The organism is Mycobacterium sp. NGS51 (assembly GCF_059812525.1).
The window spans coordinates 261,226-276,602 of record NZ_JCALCV010000003.1 but is presented as its reverse complement, the minus strand read 5'-3'; the positions used below and the strand labels follow the sequence as shown (position 1 = coordinate 276,602).

General features: G+C 66.7%; 14 protein-coding genes. 4 read left to right on the top strand and 10 right to left on the bottom strand.

Annotated elements, in window-relative coordinates:
• From mraY to AC5Y5W_RS05615, 8 genes are all read right to left on the bottom strand, one after another.
• A complete protein-coding gene (gene mraY, locus AC5Y5W_RS05650) occupies positions 1–1,080 on the bottom strand; it encodes a phospho-N-acetylmuramoyl-pentapeptide-transferase (RefSeq protein ID WP_500009051.1) in 1,080 nt (359 codons plus the stop codon).
• Positions 1,077–2,570: a UDP-N-acetylmuramoyl-tripeptide--D-alanyl-D-alanine ligase gene (locus AC5Y5W_RS05645; protein WP_500009050.1), complete on the bottom strand. Its 1,494-nt coding sequence runs from the start codon at positions 2,568–2,570 to the stop codon at positions 1,077–1,079. Before AC5Y5W_RS05645 ends, mraY begins: the two co-directional genes overlap by 4 nt.
• A 46-nt stretch (positions 2,571–2,616) precedes the next feature.
• Entirely contained in the window at positions 2,617–4,149 is a 1,533-nt protein-coding gene (locus AC5Y5W_RS05640; protein ID WP_500009049.1) for a UDP-N-acetylmuramoyl-L-alanyl-D-glutamate--2,6-diaminopimelate ligase, read from the bottom strand.
• Between the two features lie 97 nt (positions 4,150–4,246).
• Positions 4,247–6,145 carry a peptidoglycan D,D-transpeptidase FtsI family protein gene (locus AC5Y5W_RS05635; protein WP_500009111.1) on the bottom strand — a complete coding sequence of 633 codons (1,899 nt, stop codon included), beginning with the start codon at positions 6,143–6,145 and terminating at the stop codon, positions 4,247–4,249.
• 65 nt (positions 6,146–6,210) lie between these two features.
• Complete coding sequence (ftsL, locus tag AC5Y5W_RS05630; RefSeq protein WP_500009048.1) at positions 6,211–7,257, bottom strand: cell division protein FtsL; 1,047 nt, start codon at positions 7,255–7,257, stop codon at positions 6,211–6,213.
• Positions 7,257–8,267, bottom strand: coding sequence for a 16S rRNA (cytosine(1402)-N(4))-methyltransferase RsmH (gene rsmH / locus AC5Y5W_RS05625; protein WP_500009047.1), 1,011 nt, complete (start codon positions 8,265–8,267; stop codon positions 7,257–7,259). Before rsmH ends, ftsL begins: the two co-directional genes overlap by 1 nt.
• Before the next feature lie 265 nt (positions 8,268–8,532).
• Complete coding sequence (gene mraZ, locus AC5Y5W_RS05620; RefSeq protein WP_499884621.1) at positions 8,533–8,964, bottom strand: division/cell wall cluster transcriptional repressor MraZ; 432 nt, start codon at positions 8,962–8,964, stop codon at positions 8,533–8,535.
• Between the two features lie 304 nt (positions 8,965–9,268).
• On the bottom strand, positions 9,269–9,670 hold the full coding sequence (locus tag AC5Y5W_RS05615) for an SCO2097 family morphological protein (protein ID WP_500009046.1): 402 nt from the start codon (positions 9,668–9,670) through the stop codon (positions 9,269–9,271).
• A 203-nt stretch (positions 9,671–9,873) separates the two neighbouring features.
• Here AC5Y5W_RS05615 and AC5Y5W_RS05610 point away from each other — a divergent pair, with 203 nt between their 5' ends.
• Positions 9,874–10,467 carry a GNAT family N-acetyltransferase gene (locus tag AC5Y5W_RS05610; protein WP_500009045.1) on the top strand — a complete coding sequence of 198 codons (594 nt, stop codon included), beginning with the start codon at positions 9,874–9,876 and terminating at the stop codon, positions 10,465–10,467.
• A gap of 24 nt (positions 10,468–10,491) precedes the next feature.
• Positions 10,492–11,193 carry an LppM family (lipo)protein gene (locus tag AC5Y5W_RS05605; protein ID WP_500009044.1) on the top strand — a complete coding sequence of 234 codons (702 nt, stop codon included), beginning with the start codon at positions 10,492–10,494 and terminating at the stop codon, positions 11,191–11,193.
• On the opposite strand, the gene AC5Y5W_RS05600 is transcribed toward AC5Y5W_RS05605, so the two are convergent.
• Positions 11,190–12,086: a mycobacterial-type methylenetetrahydrofolate reductase gene (locus AC5Y5W_RS05600; protein ID WP_500009043.1), complete on the bottom strand. Its 897-nt coding sequence runs from the start codon at positions 12,084–12,086 to the stop codon at positions 11,190–11,192. The genes AC5Y5W_RS05605 and AC5Y5W_RS05600 overlap by 4 nt on opposite strands.
• Before the next feature lie 207 nt (positions 12,087–12,293).
• Between AC5Y5W_RS05600 and idsA2 the strand changes: the two genes are divergently transcribed.
• Positions 12,294–13,373 carry a bifunctional (2E,6E)-farnesyl/geranyl diphosphate synthase gene (gene idsA2, locus AC5Y5W_RS05595; protein ID WP_500009110.1) on the top strand — a complete coding sequence of 360 codons (1,080 nt, stop codon included), beginning with the start codon at positions 12,294–12,296 and terminating at the stop codon, positions 13,371–13,373.
• A gap of 5 nt (positions 13,374–13,378) precedes the next feature.
• The gene (locus tag AC5Y5W_RS05590) at positions 13,379–14,914 is read left to right on the top strand and encodes an alpha-(1->6)-mannopyranosyltransferase A (protein WP_500009042.1); all 1,536 of its coding nucleotides are present in this window, start codon (positions 13,379–13,381) and stop codon (positions 14,912–14,914) included.
• Here the strand turns inward: AC5Y5W_RS05590 and AC5Y5W_RS05585 are convergent.
• Entirely contained in the window at positions 14,901–15,305 is a 405-nt protein-coding gene (locus AC5Y5W_RS05585) for an Rv2175c family DNA-binding protein (RefSeq protein ID WP_499884154.1), read from the bottom strand. The genes AC5Y5W_RS05590 and AC5Y5W_RS05585 overlap by 14 nt on opposite strands.
• Between the last annotated feature and the right edge of the window lie 72 nt (positions 15,306–15,377).

The window sequence follows — 15,377 nt, the reverse complement described above, 5'->3', positions numbered from 1 at the left end:
TCAGTCGCCAGCGGCCGCGAGCCATTCGCTGTAGAACAGCGCCACACCCAGGCCGCAACTGATCGCGGTCAACAGCCAGAACCGGATGATCACCGTGGTTTCGGCCCAGCCGACCAACTCGAAGTGATGGTGAAAGGGCGCCATCCGGAACACCCGCCGCCCGGTAGTGCGAAACGTCAGGATCTGCAGCACGACCGAGACGATCTCGGCGACGAACAACGAACCGAGCACCACCGCGAGGATCTCGGTCCGGCTGGTCACTGACAGCCCGGCGATGATGCCACCCAGCGCCAGAGATCCGGTGTCGCCCATGAAGATCTTGGCCGGCGCGGCGTTCCACCACAAAAAACCGATACAGGCGCCGGCCGTTGCGGCAGCGATCAGTGCCAGGTCCAGCGGGTCGCGCACGTTGTAGCAACCCAGGCCCGGCGCGGTGGCGCAGGCGTTGCGGTACTGCCAGAACGTGATCAGCACGTACGCCGCGGTGACCATCGCCATCGCCCCGGCCGCCAGCCCGTCCAGGCCGTCAGTGAAGTTCACCGCATTGGACCAGGCGCTGACCATGACCACGCAAAACAGCACGAACAGCCCGGGAGCCAGTGTGACGGTGGCGATTTCACGCACATAGGACAGATCGGCGCTGCCCGGTGTCAGGCCGGCACTGTTGCGGAACTGCAGCACCAGCACCCCGAACAGCAGGGCAGCGGTGATCTGCCCCACCGTTTTGGCCGTCTTGTTCAGCCCGAGGTTGCGCGAGCGGCGGATCCCGATCAGGTCGTCGACGAATCCGACGGCGCCCAGTGCGGTGGCCAAGAACAGCACCAGCAGGCCCGATGCGGACGGCCCCCCGCCGTCGAGCGCCAGGCCCACGACGTGGGTGCCCAGGTAACCCGCCCAAATGCCAGCCAGAATCGCCACCCCGCCCATCGACGGGGTGCCGCGCTTGGTCTGGTGGCTGGGTGGGCCGTCCTCGCGGATCTCGTGGCCGAATCCCTGCCTGGTGAAGATCCGGATCAACAGCGGGGTGAGCACGATGGAGACCGTCAGCGCGATGCCGACGGCGATGAGGATTTGAATCATCGGCCAGCGCCCCGGGCGCCTGCCGTCAGCGCGTCGGCGAGCGCCCCCAGCCCGGCGGCATTAGAGGCCTTGACCAGCACCACATCTCCGGACTGCAGTTCGGCCCGCAGCAGTGCCAGGGCGGCATCGGCGTCGGCGACGATGCTGGCCGCTCTTTCGCCTTCTGAGCCCCGTGCTCCCTCCATGACCGCGCCGTGGTGCATGGCGCTCATAGCCCTCCCTGTTCCCACGACAATGAGTCGAGTCACATCTAAGCGCACCGCTAGCCGGCCGATGCGGTCGTGCTCGGATATGGCGTCTTCACCGAGTTCGGCCATCTCGCCCAGCACCGCCCAACTGCGCCGTCCACCGCGGGCCATCCAAGCCAATGCCTGCAGGCCGGCTCGCATCGAATCCGGGTTGGCGTTGTAGGCATCGTCGATGACGGTCACCCCGTCGTCGAGGCTGCTCACCCGCATGCGGTGCTGCGACACCGGGTGTGCACCGGCCAGCGCGGTGGCCACCTGTTCGACGGTGGCCCCGCACTCCAGCGCGACCGCTGCCGCGCACAACGCATTGCTGACGTGGTGGTCGCCGTGTACGGCCAGCCCGACATCGACGGCGTGCTCGCCGGCATGCAGCGTAAATTGCGGCCGGGCCAACTCGTCGAGGGTGACAGGGCCGGCCCATACGTCGGCGGGCTGTCGGCTGACCTTGACTACCCGGGCTGCGGTTTTGTCGGCCATCGCCGCCACCGCCGGATCGTCGACATTGAGCACAACCACCCCAGATTGTGGAATAGCTTGTGGTAGTTCAGATTTAGTGTCAGCAATGGCTTGCCGGGAGCCGAACTCGCCCAAGTGCGCGGTGCCGACATTCAGGACCACCCCGATGGTGGGCGGCGCGATCGCGGCCAGCGCGGCGATGTTGCCCGGGTGGCGTGCCGACAGTTCTAAGACCAAGTAGTCGGTGCTCTCGCTGGCACGCAGGACGGTCCAGGGATGGCCCAGTTCGTTGTTGAACGACCCGGGCGGCGCGATCACCTCGCCCAGTGGGGCGAGCACGGCAGCCAGCAGGTCCTTGGTCGACGTCTTGCCCGACGAGCCGGTGATCCCCACGATGGTCAGTCCGTGCGCGACGAGTTCAGCCGCCACCGCCGCGGCGAGCTTGGCCAGCGCCGCCAGCACCGCCGCGCCCGATCCGTCGGTGTCGTACTCGAGCACGCTGGCTTGGCGGACGGCGTTGGCGTCGGGACGCACCACAATCGCCGGCACGCCGACCGGCCGCGCGGCCAGTACCGCGACCGCGCCCGCCGTCACCGCCGCCGCGGCATGGTCGTGCCCGTCGGCACGGGCCCCCGGCAGAGCCAGAAACAAACCACCGGACGTGATCTTGCGGGAGTCGAATTCGACCGTTCCGGTCACGTGCAAAGCTGCGGCGGCCTCCGGCGAGATGTCGACCAGCTCGCCGCCGACGATCTCGGCGATCTGCGCGACGGTCAGGGCTATCACAGGCGGGGCTCCTCCTCATCGCTCCGCTCTGCATCGTCGCCGGCGGTCACCGCCGCGCCTCCAGGGCGGCGGCCAGTTCGATCCGGTCATCGAACGGGCGAGTGTGCCCGCCGCCGCTCTGTCCGGTTTCATGGCCCTTGCCGGTGATCAGCACGACGTCATCGGGGCCCGCCCAGGCAACGGCATGCCGGATCGCCGCGCGCCGGTCGCCGATTTCGACGATCTCCGCCGCGCTGGCGGCGTCGGCGGCGCCGGCGAGGATCTCACGGCGAATCGCGGCCGGGTCCTCCCCGCGCGGATTGTCGTCGGTGACGACGACCAACTCGGCCAGCTCCGCGGCGATTCTGCCCATCGGTGCCCGTTTGCCCGGGTCACGGTCGCCGCCGGCCCCGAAGACCACCGCCAGCCGGCTGCCGGGGCGGCGCAGCGATTGCAGCACTGCACCTAGCGCGCCCGGCTTGTGGGCGTAGTCGACCAGTGCCAGGAAGCCCTGGCCACGGTCGATCTGCTCGAGCCGCCCCGGGACCGCGGTGTCGCGGAGGCCGGTCGCCGCCTGCTCGGGGGATACCCCGAGCGCATCCAGGATGGCCAGTGCGAGAAGGGCATTGGCGATGTTGTAGCTTCCCGGCAGCCGAATGCCCACCCGGTGGTGCACGCCGGCCGGGTCGACGGCGGTGAACTGTTGCCCGGCGCCGTCCGCGGCCACGCCCTCGGCGCGCCAGTCCGCGGCCCGGCCCGCAGCACTGAGCGTGACCACGCTCTGCGCGCGCTCGGCCATTACCCGGCCGGCGTCGTCGTCGATGCAGACCACCGCGGTACGGGCGTGCACCGGTGAAGCGGCGTCGAACAATCGTGCTTTGGCCTCGAAATACTCGGCCATGCTCGAGTGAAAGTCCAAGTGGTCGCGAGACAAGTTGGTGAAACCCCCGACGGCGAAGGTGGTTCCGTCGACCCGCCCCAGGGCCAGTGCATGACTGGACACTTCCATCACCACGGTGTCCACACCGCGTTCGGCCATCACGGCGAGCTGGGCCTGCAGCGCGGGCGCCTCGGGTGTGGTGAGCGCGCTGGGAACGTCGGCCCCGTTGATGCGGATGCCGATGGTCCCGATCAGCCCGACCGCGCGTCCGGCGGCCCGTAAACCGGCCTCAAGCAGATAGGTCGTCGTGGTCTTACCCGACGTTCCGGTGATCCCGACGACGACGAGCCGATCGGAGGGCCGTCCATAGACGGTGGCCGCCAGCTCCCCCAGGACGCGCCGCGGATCCGGGTGAATCAGCACCGGCACGCGTCCGAGGACCGCGGCACCCAGTTCGGCAACACCGTCGGCATCGGTGAGCACCGCCACCGCGCCGCGCTCGACCGCGTCGCCGGCATAACGGGCGCCATGTGTGGAGGAGCCCGTCAATGCTGCGAACAGGTCTCCGAACTGCACGTCCTGCGCCCGCAACGTCACGCCGGTGATCTGCACCTGCGGGACGGCGCTGCCCTCGGCCGGCACCGCGCCTACCTGGGCGGCCAGCGTCGGCAGCGGTACTGCGTCGACGGTACTGGGCCGCACTACCGTAGCCACCGTCATCACCTCCGTCCGCCATGGTCTGAAGCCGCCACGATCAGCGATGACACCTTATCGAGCCACCTGCCGATAAGGGGCTTCGCCGGGTAGCGCTGGACGGCTACAGCGCTTGCAGTGTCAGCGGCGGCCCGGGATCGGCTGACAGCGGAACATTCTCGCGCTGCAACAGCCAGCCCGCGATGTTGTGGAACAGCGGAGCGGCCGATGTCCCGGGCGAGCCGTCGGCGGCATGGTGCGGGTTGTCCATCATGATGCCGATGACATACCGCGGGTTGTCGGTGGTGGCCATGCCGGCGAAGGTGATCCAGTAGACGTCGTCGAAGTAGCAGCCGCAGGCGGGATTGATCTGTTGGGCCGTACCGGTCTTGCCGGAGATCTGGTAGCCCTCGACGGCGGCCGCCGGCCCGGTGCCCTGCTGGTAACCCATCGGGTCTCGCTGCACGACTGCGCGCAACATGTTGCGCACGGTCTGCGCGGTCTGCGACGAAACCACCCGGACGCCTTGCGGGCGCGGCTCTTCGGTTCGGGTGCCGTCGGGCGCGATGGTCGCCTTGACGATGCGCGGCGGCATCCGCAGCCCGTCATTCGCGATGGCCTGGTACATACCGGCCATCTGCAGCAGGGTCATCGAAAGTCCTTGCCCGATAGGCAGGTTAGAGAAGGTGCTGCCTGACCATTGGTCGATCGGCGGCACCAGCCCCGCGCTCTCACCAGGCAGGCCGACACCGGTGCGCTGACCCAGACCGAACTTGCGAAGCATGTCGAACCAGCGATCCGGGCCAACCCGCTGGGCCAGCATGAGTGTGCCCACGTTGGACGACTTCCCGAACACACCTGTCGTGGTGTAGGGCGTCACGCCGTGGTTCCAGGCGTCGTGCACGGTGACACCGCCCATGTGGATCGAGCCGGGCACCTGCAGAACCTCGTCTGGGTTGCTCAGGCCGTGTTCGATGACTGATGACGCGGTGATGATCTTGTTGACCGAACCCGGTTCGAACGGTGAGGAAACCGGCAGGTTGCCCATCTGCTTGTCGCCCTGGCGTCCGATGTCCTGGGACGGGTCGAAGGTGTTGTCGTTCGACATCGCCAGTACTTCACCCGTTTTGGCGTCGAGCACGACGGCCGAGACGTTGTGGGCTCCGGACAGATTCTTGGCTTGCTGCACCTGTTGCTGGACATAGAACTGGATGTCGTCGTCGATGGTGAGCTGAACGGTCGATCCGTTGACTGCCTTGTGCTGGTTGCGGTAGCTGCCCGGGATCACCACGCCGTCGGACCCGCGGTCGTAGGTGATGGAGCCGTCGGTTCCGGCCAGCGCGGCGTCCAGCGAGTCCTCCAGGCCAAGCAGGCCGTGACCGTCCCAGTCGATGCCGCCGACGATGTTGGCCGCCAGCGATCCACCCGGATATTGGCGCAGGTCCTGTCGTTCGGCGCCCACCTCCGGGTAGTTGGTGGTGATCGCGCTCGCGATGGCCGGGTCGACAGCGCGCGCCAGGTAGACGAACGTTTCGTCGCTCTGCAACTTCTTCAGCACCGTGGCCGAATTGGGTTTGTTGTTCAGCCGCGCGGCGACTTCCTTGGCGATATCGCGCAGTCGCTGCTGCGGGTCGGGGCTGCTGGGCTTCTTCTGCTTGGCCTCGGCAAGCTGCTTGCGGATCTTGCGCGGCTGGAAGGTCAACGCGCGGGCTTCGATGGTGAATGCGAGCTGGTTGTTGTTGCGGTCGACGATGCTGCCGCGAACCGCCTCTTGGACGTCGGTGACCTTCAGCTGCCCGGCCGCTTCGGCCCGCAGGCCGGCGGCGCGCGGAACCTGCAAGTAGAAAAGCTGCACGGCCGCCACGATCAGCGCCAAGAAGATGACCACGTTGCCGGTCCGGTGCCGGAACACGAATGACGCGCCGCGTACTCCCATATCCACTGCCTGCCGGGTACGCCGGACCCGCGCTGAGTGGCCGTTGGGCGTGCTTTTGGTCCGTGCCGCCGCTTTCGGCTTTTTGATCCGTTTGGCCCGCTCGGCTTCGGTTGCCCGCCTTGGCTTGCGGGTGCCTGAGCGGCTTGCGCCCTTCACCTGGGGCCACCGGGGGTTGTGACGGCCAGCGGGCCGAACTGCTCGCCGTTAGTCGGCGGAGCGGCCGGGGCCGGCGGCGCAGCGGGCACAGCAGCTGCCGGCGGCGCGGGCACGACAGCTGCCGGTGCCGGAAGCGGACCCGGCGGCGGAACCACGACCGGTGCGCCGGGCGCGCCGGGCACCGGGGGTGCGGCATTGGTGGGCAGGTGCTGGATGCCCAGGGTCGTTGCCCCGTTGGGATCGCGGACCAGAACTTGCGGCCCCGACGTTCCGGGCCCGATCGGCGCGCCATTGCCCGGGGAGACCTGCACCGGCACTTCCAACCTTGCCGGCGGAGGCACCGGTTTCTCATCCGGCAGCTTGGTGTTCAGCGGCGGGGGCGGCGCACCCTCGGCCGGCTTGGGCGTGCCGACCACCACCCAGGCTCCCGTTTGGTCCTGAATCAAGTGGGCGGTGTCTTTGGTCGGGATCATTCCAAGATCGCGGGCTTCTTCAGCCAACGCCGGCGCCGCCTGCGCTTCCAGCACGTCGCGTTCGAGCGCTTCTTTTTGTTGCTGCAGTAGCTGATTCGTCTGGCGCGCGGCGCCCAACTGGTAGGAGCGCTCGGCGGAGTCGGTCGACAACCACAGCGTGACGCCCAGCCCGGCACCGAGCGAGCCGATGACCAGCACCACGAACGGCACCCTGGCCGCCAATGTGCGCGGCCGCAGATCGATCGAGGCCAGCCGGGTCAATACCCGGTCGCGCAGTGGCGGCCGAACAACTTTAGGCGCTTTCGCTTTCCGCGCTTTCGCCCGGGCTTTCGCCTGGCTGGCGGTCTTCGGCCGGGCCACCCGCTCGGCGGGCCGAGACATCGGCGTCGTTTGCGGTGCTGATCGTGACACTCGCGGCTCTCGGGCCGGCGCCGAGCCCTTCCCCGTCCGCGCCCGGGTGCGGCGTCCCGCCGGGAATTCAGCCGGCCGGCGCCTCACCTTGCGGCGGGCATCGTCGTGCGCACGACGGCGATTGCCGCCGCGCTGTGGCGCTTCGCGTTTGGCCTTCATCAATCACCCCTCCTTGCTGCCCGTCGCCGAGGTTCAGTTCGTTGCAGGGCCCGCAGCCGTACGGCGGCGCTCCGCGGATTGCGTGATATCTCGGCATCGCCGGAACGTTCGGCGCCACGCGTCAAAGACGTGAATTGCGCTGAGTGCTCGGGAAGTTCGATCGGCAGACCGGATGGCGTGCGCGAGGAGGTCGCTTCGGCGAAGGCGCGTTTGACGATGCGATCTTCCAGCGACTGATACGCCAGTACCACGATGCGCCCACCGACAGCGAGGGCCTCCAACGCAGCCGGCAGGGCGTTGGCCAACGAATCCAGTTCGGCATTGACCGCTATCCGCAACGCCTGAAACGTCCGTTTGGCCGGGTGACCGCCGGTGCGCCGGGCCGGGGCCGGAATCGCTTGATAAATAAGCTCTACCAACTCGCCGGTGGTCGTGAACGCCGCGGCGCCGCGCCGCCGGACAATTTGTGCGGCGATGCGGCGCGCGAACCGCTCCTCGCCGTAGCGGCGCAGGATATCGGTGAGCGTGCGCTCGTTATAGCTGTTGACGATGTCGGCCGCGGTCAGCGGAGACGTCGGGTCCATCCGCATGTCCAACGGCGCGTCTTGGGCGTAGGAGAAGCCTCGCTCGCTGCGGTCCAGCTGCATGGACGAGACTCCGAGGTCGAAGAGCACTCCGTCTACAGAACCCGTTGGCAGGTAATCCGATTCAGCCAAAGCAGCGGTGATGCCGTCATACCGGGTGTGGACAAGCTTGACCCGGTCGATGAAGCGCGCCAGCCGGGCACCGGCGATGTCGAGCGCAGTGGGATCGCGGTCGAGGCCGATCAGGCGCAGCCCCGGCAGTGCGCTGAGGAAACGCTCCGCATGCCCGCCGGCGCCGATGGTGGCGTCGACGAGAGTCGCCCCTGTCCCGTCGGAATGATGTCTGGTCAGCGCCGGGCTGAGCAACTCAACACAGCGGTCGGCCAGCACCGGTACATGGCCGAAATCGTCTGTGGCGTCAGGCATGGCATCAACTCCCCGACGAATGACCGGTCGGTCGGCGACCCGCCGCGGCCGGGCGGTCGCCTGGCCGATCGGCGCGCGACCCGCGGCGCCCGGCTTCGCCGCGCTTGCGATCGCCCGACCGGTCGGCGCGCGACCCGCTGCGCCCGGCTTCGCCGCGCTTGCGATCGCCCGCACATCGAGGTCCCTGTCCGATAGCGCGAACCTGGCGTTGGGGAAGTACGTCAGGGTCGGTTCGGGCAGAGGCCACGGTGCACGGGCATGCGCCTCAGATGATGTCGCCGAGTGCTTCATCGCTGGCCGCGGAGAAGTTCTCTTCGTGGGTCTGTTGGTAGTCGTTCCAGGCCTGCGCGTCCCAGATCTCGAGGTAGTCCACCGATCCGATCACCACACAATCCTTCGACAGGTTGGCGTAACGGCGATGGTCGGCCGATAACGTAATCCGGCCTTGGGCGTCGGGATGTTGTTCGTCGGTCCCGGCGGCTAGGTTGCGCAGGAACGCCCGAGCCTCGGGGTTGCTTCGTGACACTTTGCTTGCCCTGCGCGCGAGTTGCTCGAATTCCGCACGGGGGTAGACGGCGAGGCTGTGGTCTTGGCTCTTGGTGACCATCAACCCCCCTGCCAACGCGTCGCGAAATTTGGCGGGCAGCGTGAGCCGCCCCTTGTCGTCGAGCTTGGGCGTGTAGGTGCCCAGAAACATCTGGCCACCTCCCACCGTGCGGAGTCTGGGACCCTCCTCACCCCGACTTCAGCCACCATACCCCACAATCCCCCACTTTGCCCCATTTGTTGCGACGTGAATCCGAGTTTCTTAGCCACTGCCCTCTCGGGGTCGGCCATACAGGTATCTCGCGCACCGTGGTCTAAACAAGAAATCACCAGTTCAGCGGTCAGATTTTGGCGGGTGGGGCGTTGTGGGGGCCACTGCCCTACCGGTCGTAGATGTGACCGCTGTGAGGCAGCAAAAAAGGGGCGGCCGAGGCCGCCCCTTGATCAGTTAGCTGTTAGTCGTCGAAGCGGCGGCGAAACCGGTCTTCCATCCGGCTGGTGAAGGACCCGCCAGTCCCCTTGGAGCGGCGCTGGCGCACACTCGGCGTCGATCCCGGGTGGTCACGGCGACCGGATAGCCGCGGGCCGGTGATGGCGAAAACGACACCGCCGAACATGACGACGAACCCCAGGACGGACAAGATCGGGAGCCCGATCATCCAGGTTGCCTTGAACGCCACCCCCGATACCAACATCGCCAGCCCCACGACGAACAGCGCCACGCCCTGTACGCGCCGCCGCGCAGTCGGCGCTCGGAATCCGCCGCCACGGACGCTCGATGCAAATTTGGGGTCTTCGGCATAGAGAGCGCTCTCGATCTGGTCGAGCATCCGCTGCTCATGATCGGAGAGTGGCATTCGTCCCTCCTTGCCGACAAGCTGTTGCGTGACGATGCCCTTGCGTGGGCACCTAACTCAGATGATACGAGGTGGATCTACGCCATACCACTGGTTCGACAGCTGATTGTAGCCGCGCTGATTAGCGGTCGGCACGAGACTGCCGGTCCGATAATGACGGGTGGAAGCAGTGCACCAAATGACCCCTGAGGAGGCACCGCGAGGTGGCGACATTCTTCATCGACCTGCCACCGCACGAGATGGAGCGCCGACTCGGTGACGCCTTAGGCGTGTACGTCGACGCGATGCGGTATCCGCCCGGCACCGAAAACCAGCGCGCCGCAGTCTGGCTGGAACACTCGCGACGCCACGGGTGGCAGGCCGTGGGCGTTGTGGAAGTAGCCGGCGCCGACCGTCCGTCGACCGCCGATCTGGGCGCGGCGCCGCTTCTCGGCGTTGCCTATGGCTATTGCGGCTCGCCGGACCAGTGGTGGCAGCAGCAAGTGGTGGCGGGTTTGCAGCGCGGAGGTTTTCCCGGCCCGCAGATCGCCAGCCTGATGGGCAGCTACTTCGAGCTGACCGAACTGCACATACACCCGCGAGCCCAAGGTCGCGGTCTGGGTGAGGCGCTGGCGCGACGGCTACTGGCCGGCCGCGAGGAGGCCAACGTGCTGCTGTCCACGCCAGAGATCAACGGCGAGGCCAATCGTGCCTGGCGGTTGTACCGGCGGCTCGGCTTCACCGATCTGATCCGCGGCTACCATTTCGCCGGCGACCCACGGGCGTTCGCAATCCTGGGCCGCAGGCTGCCGCTGTAGCCGTGCGTCTGGCACGATGACCTGGTGCGCGCCCAGTTGCTGACCGGACGGCTCATCGGACGTCGCGTTCTGACGGTGGCGCTGCTGCTGTTGGTGGTGCCGCTGGCAGCCGGATGCCTGCGGGTCAAGGCGTCGATCACGATCTCGCCGGACGACACGGTCTCCGGGAGCATCATTGCCGCGGCTAAACCACGCTCCGACAAGGACGCCGGACCGCAACTCGACTCGAACCTGGCCTTCAGCCAGAAGGTGGCGATCTCCAAATACGATCGCGACGGCTATGTGGGGTCCCAAGCGGTGTTCTCCGATTTGACCTTCGCCGAAGTGCCGCAGCTGGCGAGCATGAATCCCGATGCCCAGGGCGTGAACTTGACGTTGCGCAGGGCGGGCAACCTGGTGATTCTGGAAGGCCGGGCCGATTTGACGTCGCTGACCGACCCCGACGCGGACGTCGAACTGACGGTCGCCTTCCCCGGCCCAGTGACCTCCACCAACGGCGAGCGGATCGATTCGGAGCTGGTCGCGTGGAAGCTCAAGCCGGGCATCGTCAGCACCATGACCGCCCAGGCCCGGTATATCGATCCCAGCACCCGCTCCTTCCGCGGCGCCGCGTGGTGGCTGGGCCTGGCCTCGCTCGGAGTCGCCGGACTAGTGGCGGTGCTGGCCTGGTTGGGTCGCGACCGCTCCCCCCGGTTCGCCGAACCCAGCGACCGATCGTCCAGCTAAGCCGTGGCCGGGGGCGACCAGTAGTCCAGCATCTCTGCGAAGGTCTCGAATGCCGCCGCGGAGACGCCATACGTCGCCTCGAAATGAATGCTCAACGGATAGCCCAGCTCGGCGACACCATCGATCACCCGCTGGTAGAGGTCGACCATCAGCTTGCGCCGTTGAGCAGGTTCACTGTTCGCCAATGTCTTGACGAAGGCCTGCTCATCAGCGACCGCGGCGTTGCCCGGGTCCTGGATGAGCCAATTGATCAGGCCGATCCGGTTTTCGACCTTCGGCACGAAACCAAACGAGAGCAGGATCTCGGGCCGGTGGTCGGTCTGCTTGGCGAAGTCGGTCAAAAACCCCACGATCGCGTCGGAATACAACAGCTGGGTCAAGGCGAACGTCGCACCCTGATTGCACTTGAAGTTAAAGCGCCCGGCTTCCTCGGCCCGAGTGGGAATCATGATCACGCCGCGGTTAGCCATCTGCTCGCGATAGATCGATAGGGCGTCGGTAGGCGCGACGCCGGAGCCCTCGCCGTCCTGCATGGTGCGGGGCACACCGACGAAGACCACGCCCTCGATGCCGGCATCAACCAGATCGCTCAGCCGTCGGCTCAGAGATAGCTCGTCGGAGAACGCGGTGACCTGGGTGCACAGCCCACGTACCCCGGGTAACTCCGGCGTGATCGCGCGCCAGAAGTCCAGTACGTCGAGCTTCGGTTTCATCTCGACAGGCCGATCGTCCTCCTCGGCGATCATCCCGGGCATCATCACGTGCTCGATTCGGCCGCCGATGCCGGCGTCCGCAGAGAACTGCAGCACTTTGCGGGCATCGTCGATTGCCTGTTGCGGGCCACGATCCACGTTCGGCGGTACCAGCTCGAGCGCGATGGTGTTGAGAGTCACAAGGTCGCTCCTCGTCGAATGACTACTTTTTGCAACGGCAGTCTTTGCCGCGCCGCGCCTCGCCGCGTCTTCTCGAACACCGGGCGACCTTGCGCAGGTTTCAGGCCAGCATAGGCGGCAGATAGTGAGCCTGTCGAAGCAACTGCCCTGCGTCGAGCGACATAGACTGTCGGCCCAGGGCAGCTAATAGCAGAAAGGGGCGCGGCGCTGAGCGTCGAAGCAGCGGCAACCGTCGAGTTCGCCGACGCCATCACCGATCAGTTGCGGGCGTATCTGCGCGAGCGCCGCAAGGGCGCCGCCCATATCGGCAGCGAGTACGAGGGTCTGATCGCCGGCTTGGAGGAGTTCGTCACCAGCGGCGGTAAGCGAGTACGGCCGGCGTTCGCCTATTGGGGGTGGCGCTCGGTATCCACCGAAACTCCCGGAACCACTGTGCTGCTGCTGTTTTCGGCGTTGGAATTGTTGCACGCTTCGGCGCTGGTGCACGACGACGTGATCGACGCGTCGGCCACCCGCCGTGGCCGACCCACCACCCACATGAAATTCGGTGCGCTGCACCATAGTCGGCGCTGGCAGGGATCGTCCGAGTGGTTCGGGACGTCGGCAGCCATCCTGCTCGGCGACCTGGCGCTGGCGTGGGCGGACGACATCGTCGCCGGCATCGACCTGCCGTCGGATGCATGCCGTCGGGTTCGGCGCGTGTGGGCCGATATCCGCACCGAGGTGCTCGGTGGCCAGTATCTGGACATCGTGGCCGAGGCCAGCGGCGCGGAGTCGATCGCTTCGGCAATGACCGTTAATACGTTCAAAACCGCGTCTTACACCGTCTCGCGGCCGCTGCAGTTAGGTGTCGCGGCCGCCGCGGACCGGCCAGAGGTGCACACCCTTTTCCACGACGTCGGCACCGATTTGGGGGTGGCTTTTCAGTTGCGCGACGACGTGCTCGGCGTGTTCGGGGATCCGGCCGTCACCGGCAAACCCTCCGGTGACGACCTGCGGGCCGGTAAGCGGACCGTGCTGCTCGCCGAGGCAATCGGGTTGGCCGACAAGTCCGATCCGGCGGCGGCCAATCTGTTGCGCACCTCGATTGGCACCGATTTGACCGACGCACAGGTGCGCGACCTGTGTGGCGTGATCGAAGCCACCGGCGCTCTGACAATCGTGGAAGACCGTATCGAGCGGCTGACCCAGCGCGCACTGGCCGCCCTGGCATCGGCGCCAATCGAAGCTGCCGCCAAGACCGGGCTGTCCGAGCTGGCCCGACTGACCGCCAACCGAACCGCCTGAGCTTGATGTCCACGTCCACGCCAGCACCGACAGAAGACTCGGCCGGTCTTGCCACGCAGAGTTTTTCGCGACTACGCGAGTTTGTCGCCAGCCCAGATGCACGTCCGGCACTGCAGGGCTGCCTGGGAGCGGTACTGATCACCACGGGCGGACTCGGGGCGGGCAGCACCAAACCGCACGACCCACTGTTGGAGTCGATGCACTTGTCCTGGCTGCGGTTCGGCCACGGGTTGGTGTTGTCGTCGGTCCTGCTGTGGCTGGGTGTCGCGCTGATGTTGATCGCATGGCTCGGGCTGGGCCGTCGGGTGATTGCCGGCACCGCGACCGAATACACGATGGTGGCCAGCACCGGTTTCTGGCTGGCACCGTTACTGCTATCGGTACCCGTCTTCAGCCGTGACACCTACTCTTATTTAGCCCAGGGCGCACTGCTGCGCGACGGCCTGGACCCCTATGCGGTGGGCCCGGTGGACAACCCGAACGCGTTGTTGGACAACGTCAGTCCCATTTGGACCATCACCACCGCACCCTACGGTCCGGCGTTCATCCTGATCGCGAAGCTCGTCACGATGTTGGTGGGCAATCATGTGATCGTCGGCACCATGCTGTTGCGGTTGTGCATGTTGCCCGGGCTGGCGCTGTTGATTTGGGCCACACCACGCATCGCCCGACATCTCGGCGCCGACGTCCCGACAGCACTGTGGATCTGCGTGCTCAATCCGCTGGTGATCATCCATCTGATGGGTGGCGTACACAACGAGATGCTGATGGTGGGCTTGATGGCCGCCGGCATCGCCCTGACCCTCGAGCGCCACCCTGTCGCCGGCATCGCGGTGGTCGCCGTCGCCGTTGCGGTCAAGGCGACCGCCGGCATCGCACTGCCGTTTTTGGTGTGGGTATGGATGCGCCAGCTCGGCGACCGGCGCGGATATCGGCAGCTTCGGGCCTTCACCGTGGCCGCCATCGTTTCGGTACTGGTCTTCGTCGCGGTCTTCGTGGTGTTGTCGGCCGTGGCCGGCGTGGGTCTCGGCTGGCTCAGCGCGCTGGCCGGTTCGGCGAAGATCATCAATTGGCTGACCGTGCCGACAGCGACGGCCAATCTGGCGCATGCCATCGGCGGATGGTTTTTCCCGGTCAACTTCTACGCGGTGCTACAAGTCACGCGCATCGCCGGCATCGTGATCATTGCCGTCTCACTTCCGCTGTTGTGGTGGCGATTCCGGCGCGATGACCGCGCGGCGCTCACCGGCATCGCGTGGGCGATGCTGATCGTGGTGTTGTTCGTGCCCGCGGCGTTGCCCTGGTATTACACCTGGCCGCTGGCAGTAGCGGCCCCGCTGGCCCAATCACGTCCGGCGGTCGCGGCGATCGCCGGGTTCTCGACGTGGATCATGGTGATCTTCAAACCCGATGGTGCCCACGGGATGTACTCGTGGGCTCATGTCTTCATCGCGACCGGCTGTGCGCTGATCGCGTGGTACGCGCTGTATCGGACGCCGCAGTCAGACGGCGAAACCGCCGAAAGTGTCAGTACGCCATAGCCTGTGCTCGGCGTAATACTTCGCGCGCCTGGTGGGCGTGCAGGGCATCGACGGGACGGGCGTTGTTGATGGCATCACGCGTCCCGTCGCGGGTGACTGTCAGCGATGGGTCGGGTGTGAACAGCCAACGCAGGATTTCGGTATCGCGGTAACCGCCGTCGTGCAGCACCATCAGCAAGCCGGGCAAGCTCTTGACCACGTGGCCGGATTCGGTGAAAAAGATCCGCGGCACCAGCACATCGCCGGCACGTCGCACCGCAACCAAATGGCCTTCGCGCAATTGTTGGTGCACCTTGGTGACCGGCACACCCAAGAGTCGGGCGACGCCAGGCAGATCGTAGGTAGGTTCGTCAGGCTCCAGAACGTCGTCGCCAGCCGGAATGCTGCTCATCGCGCCCAGTCTAGAACCGATTCCGGCACGCTGAGTGCACGTTTCGGGCGGAATTCTCACCGCCGCCTACGA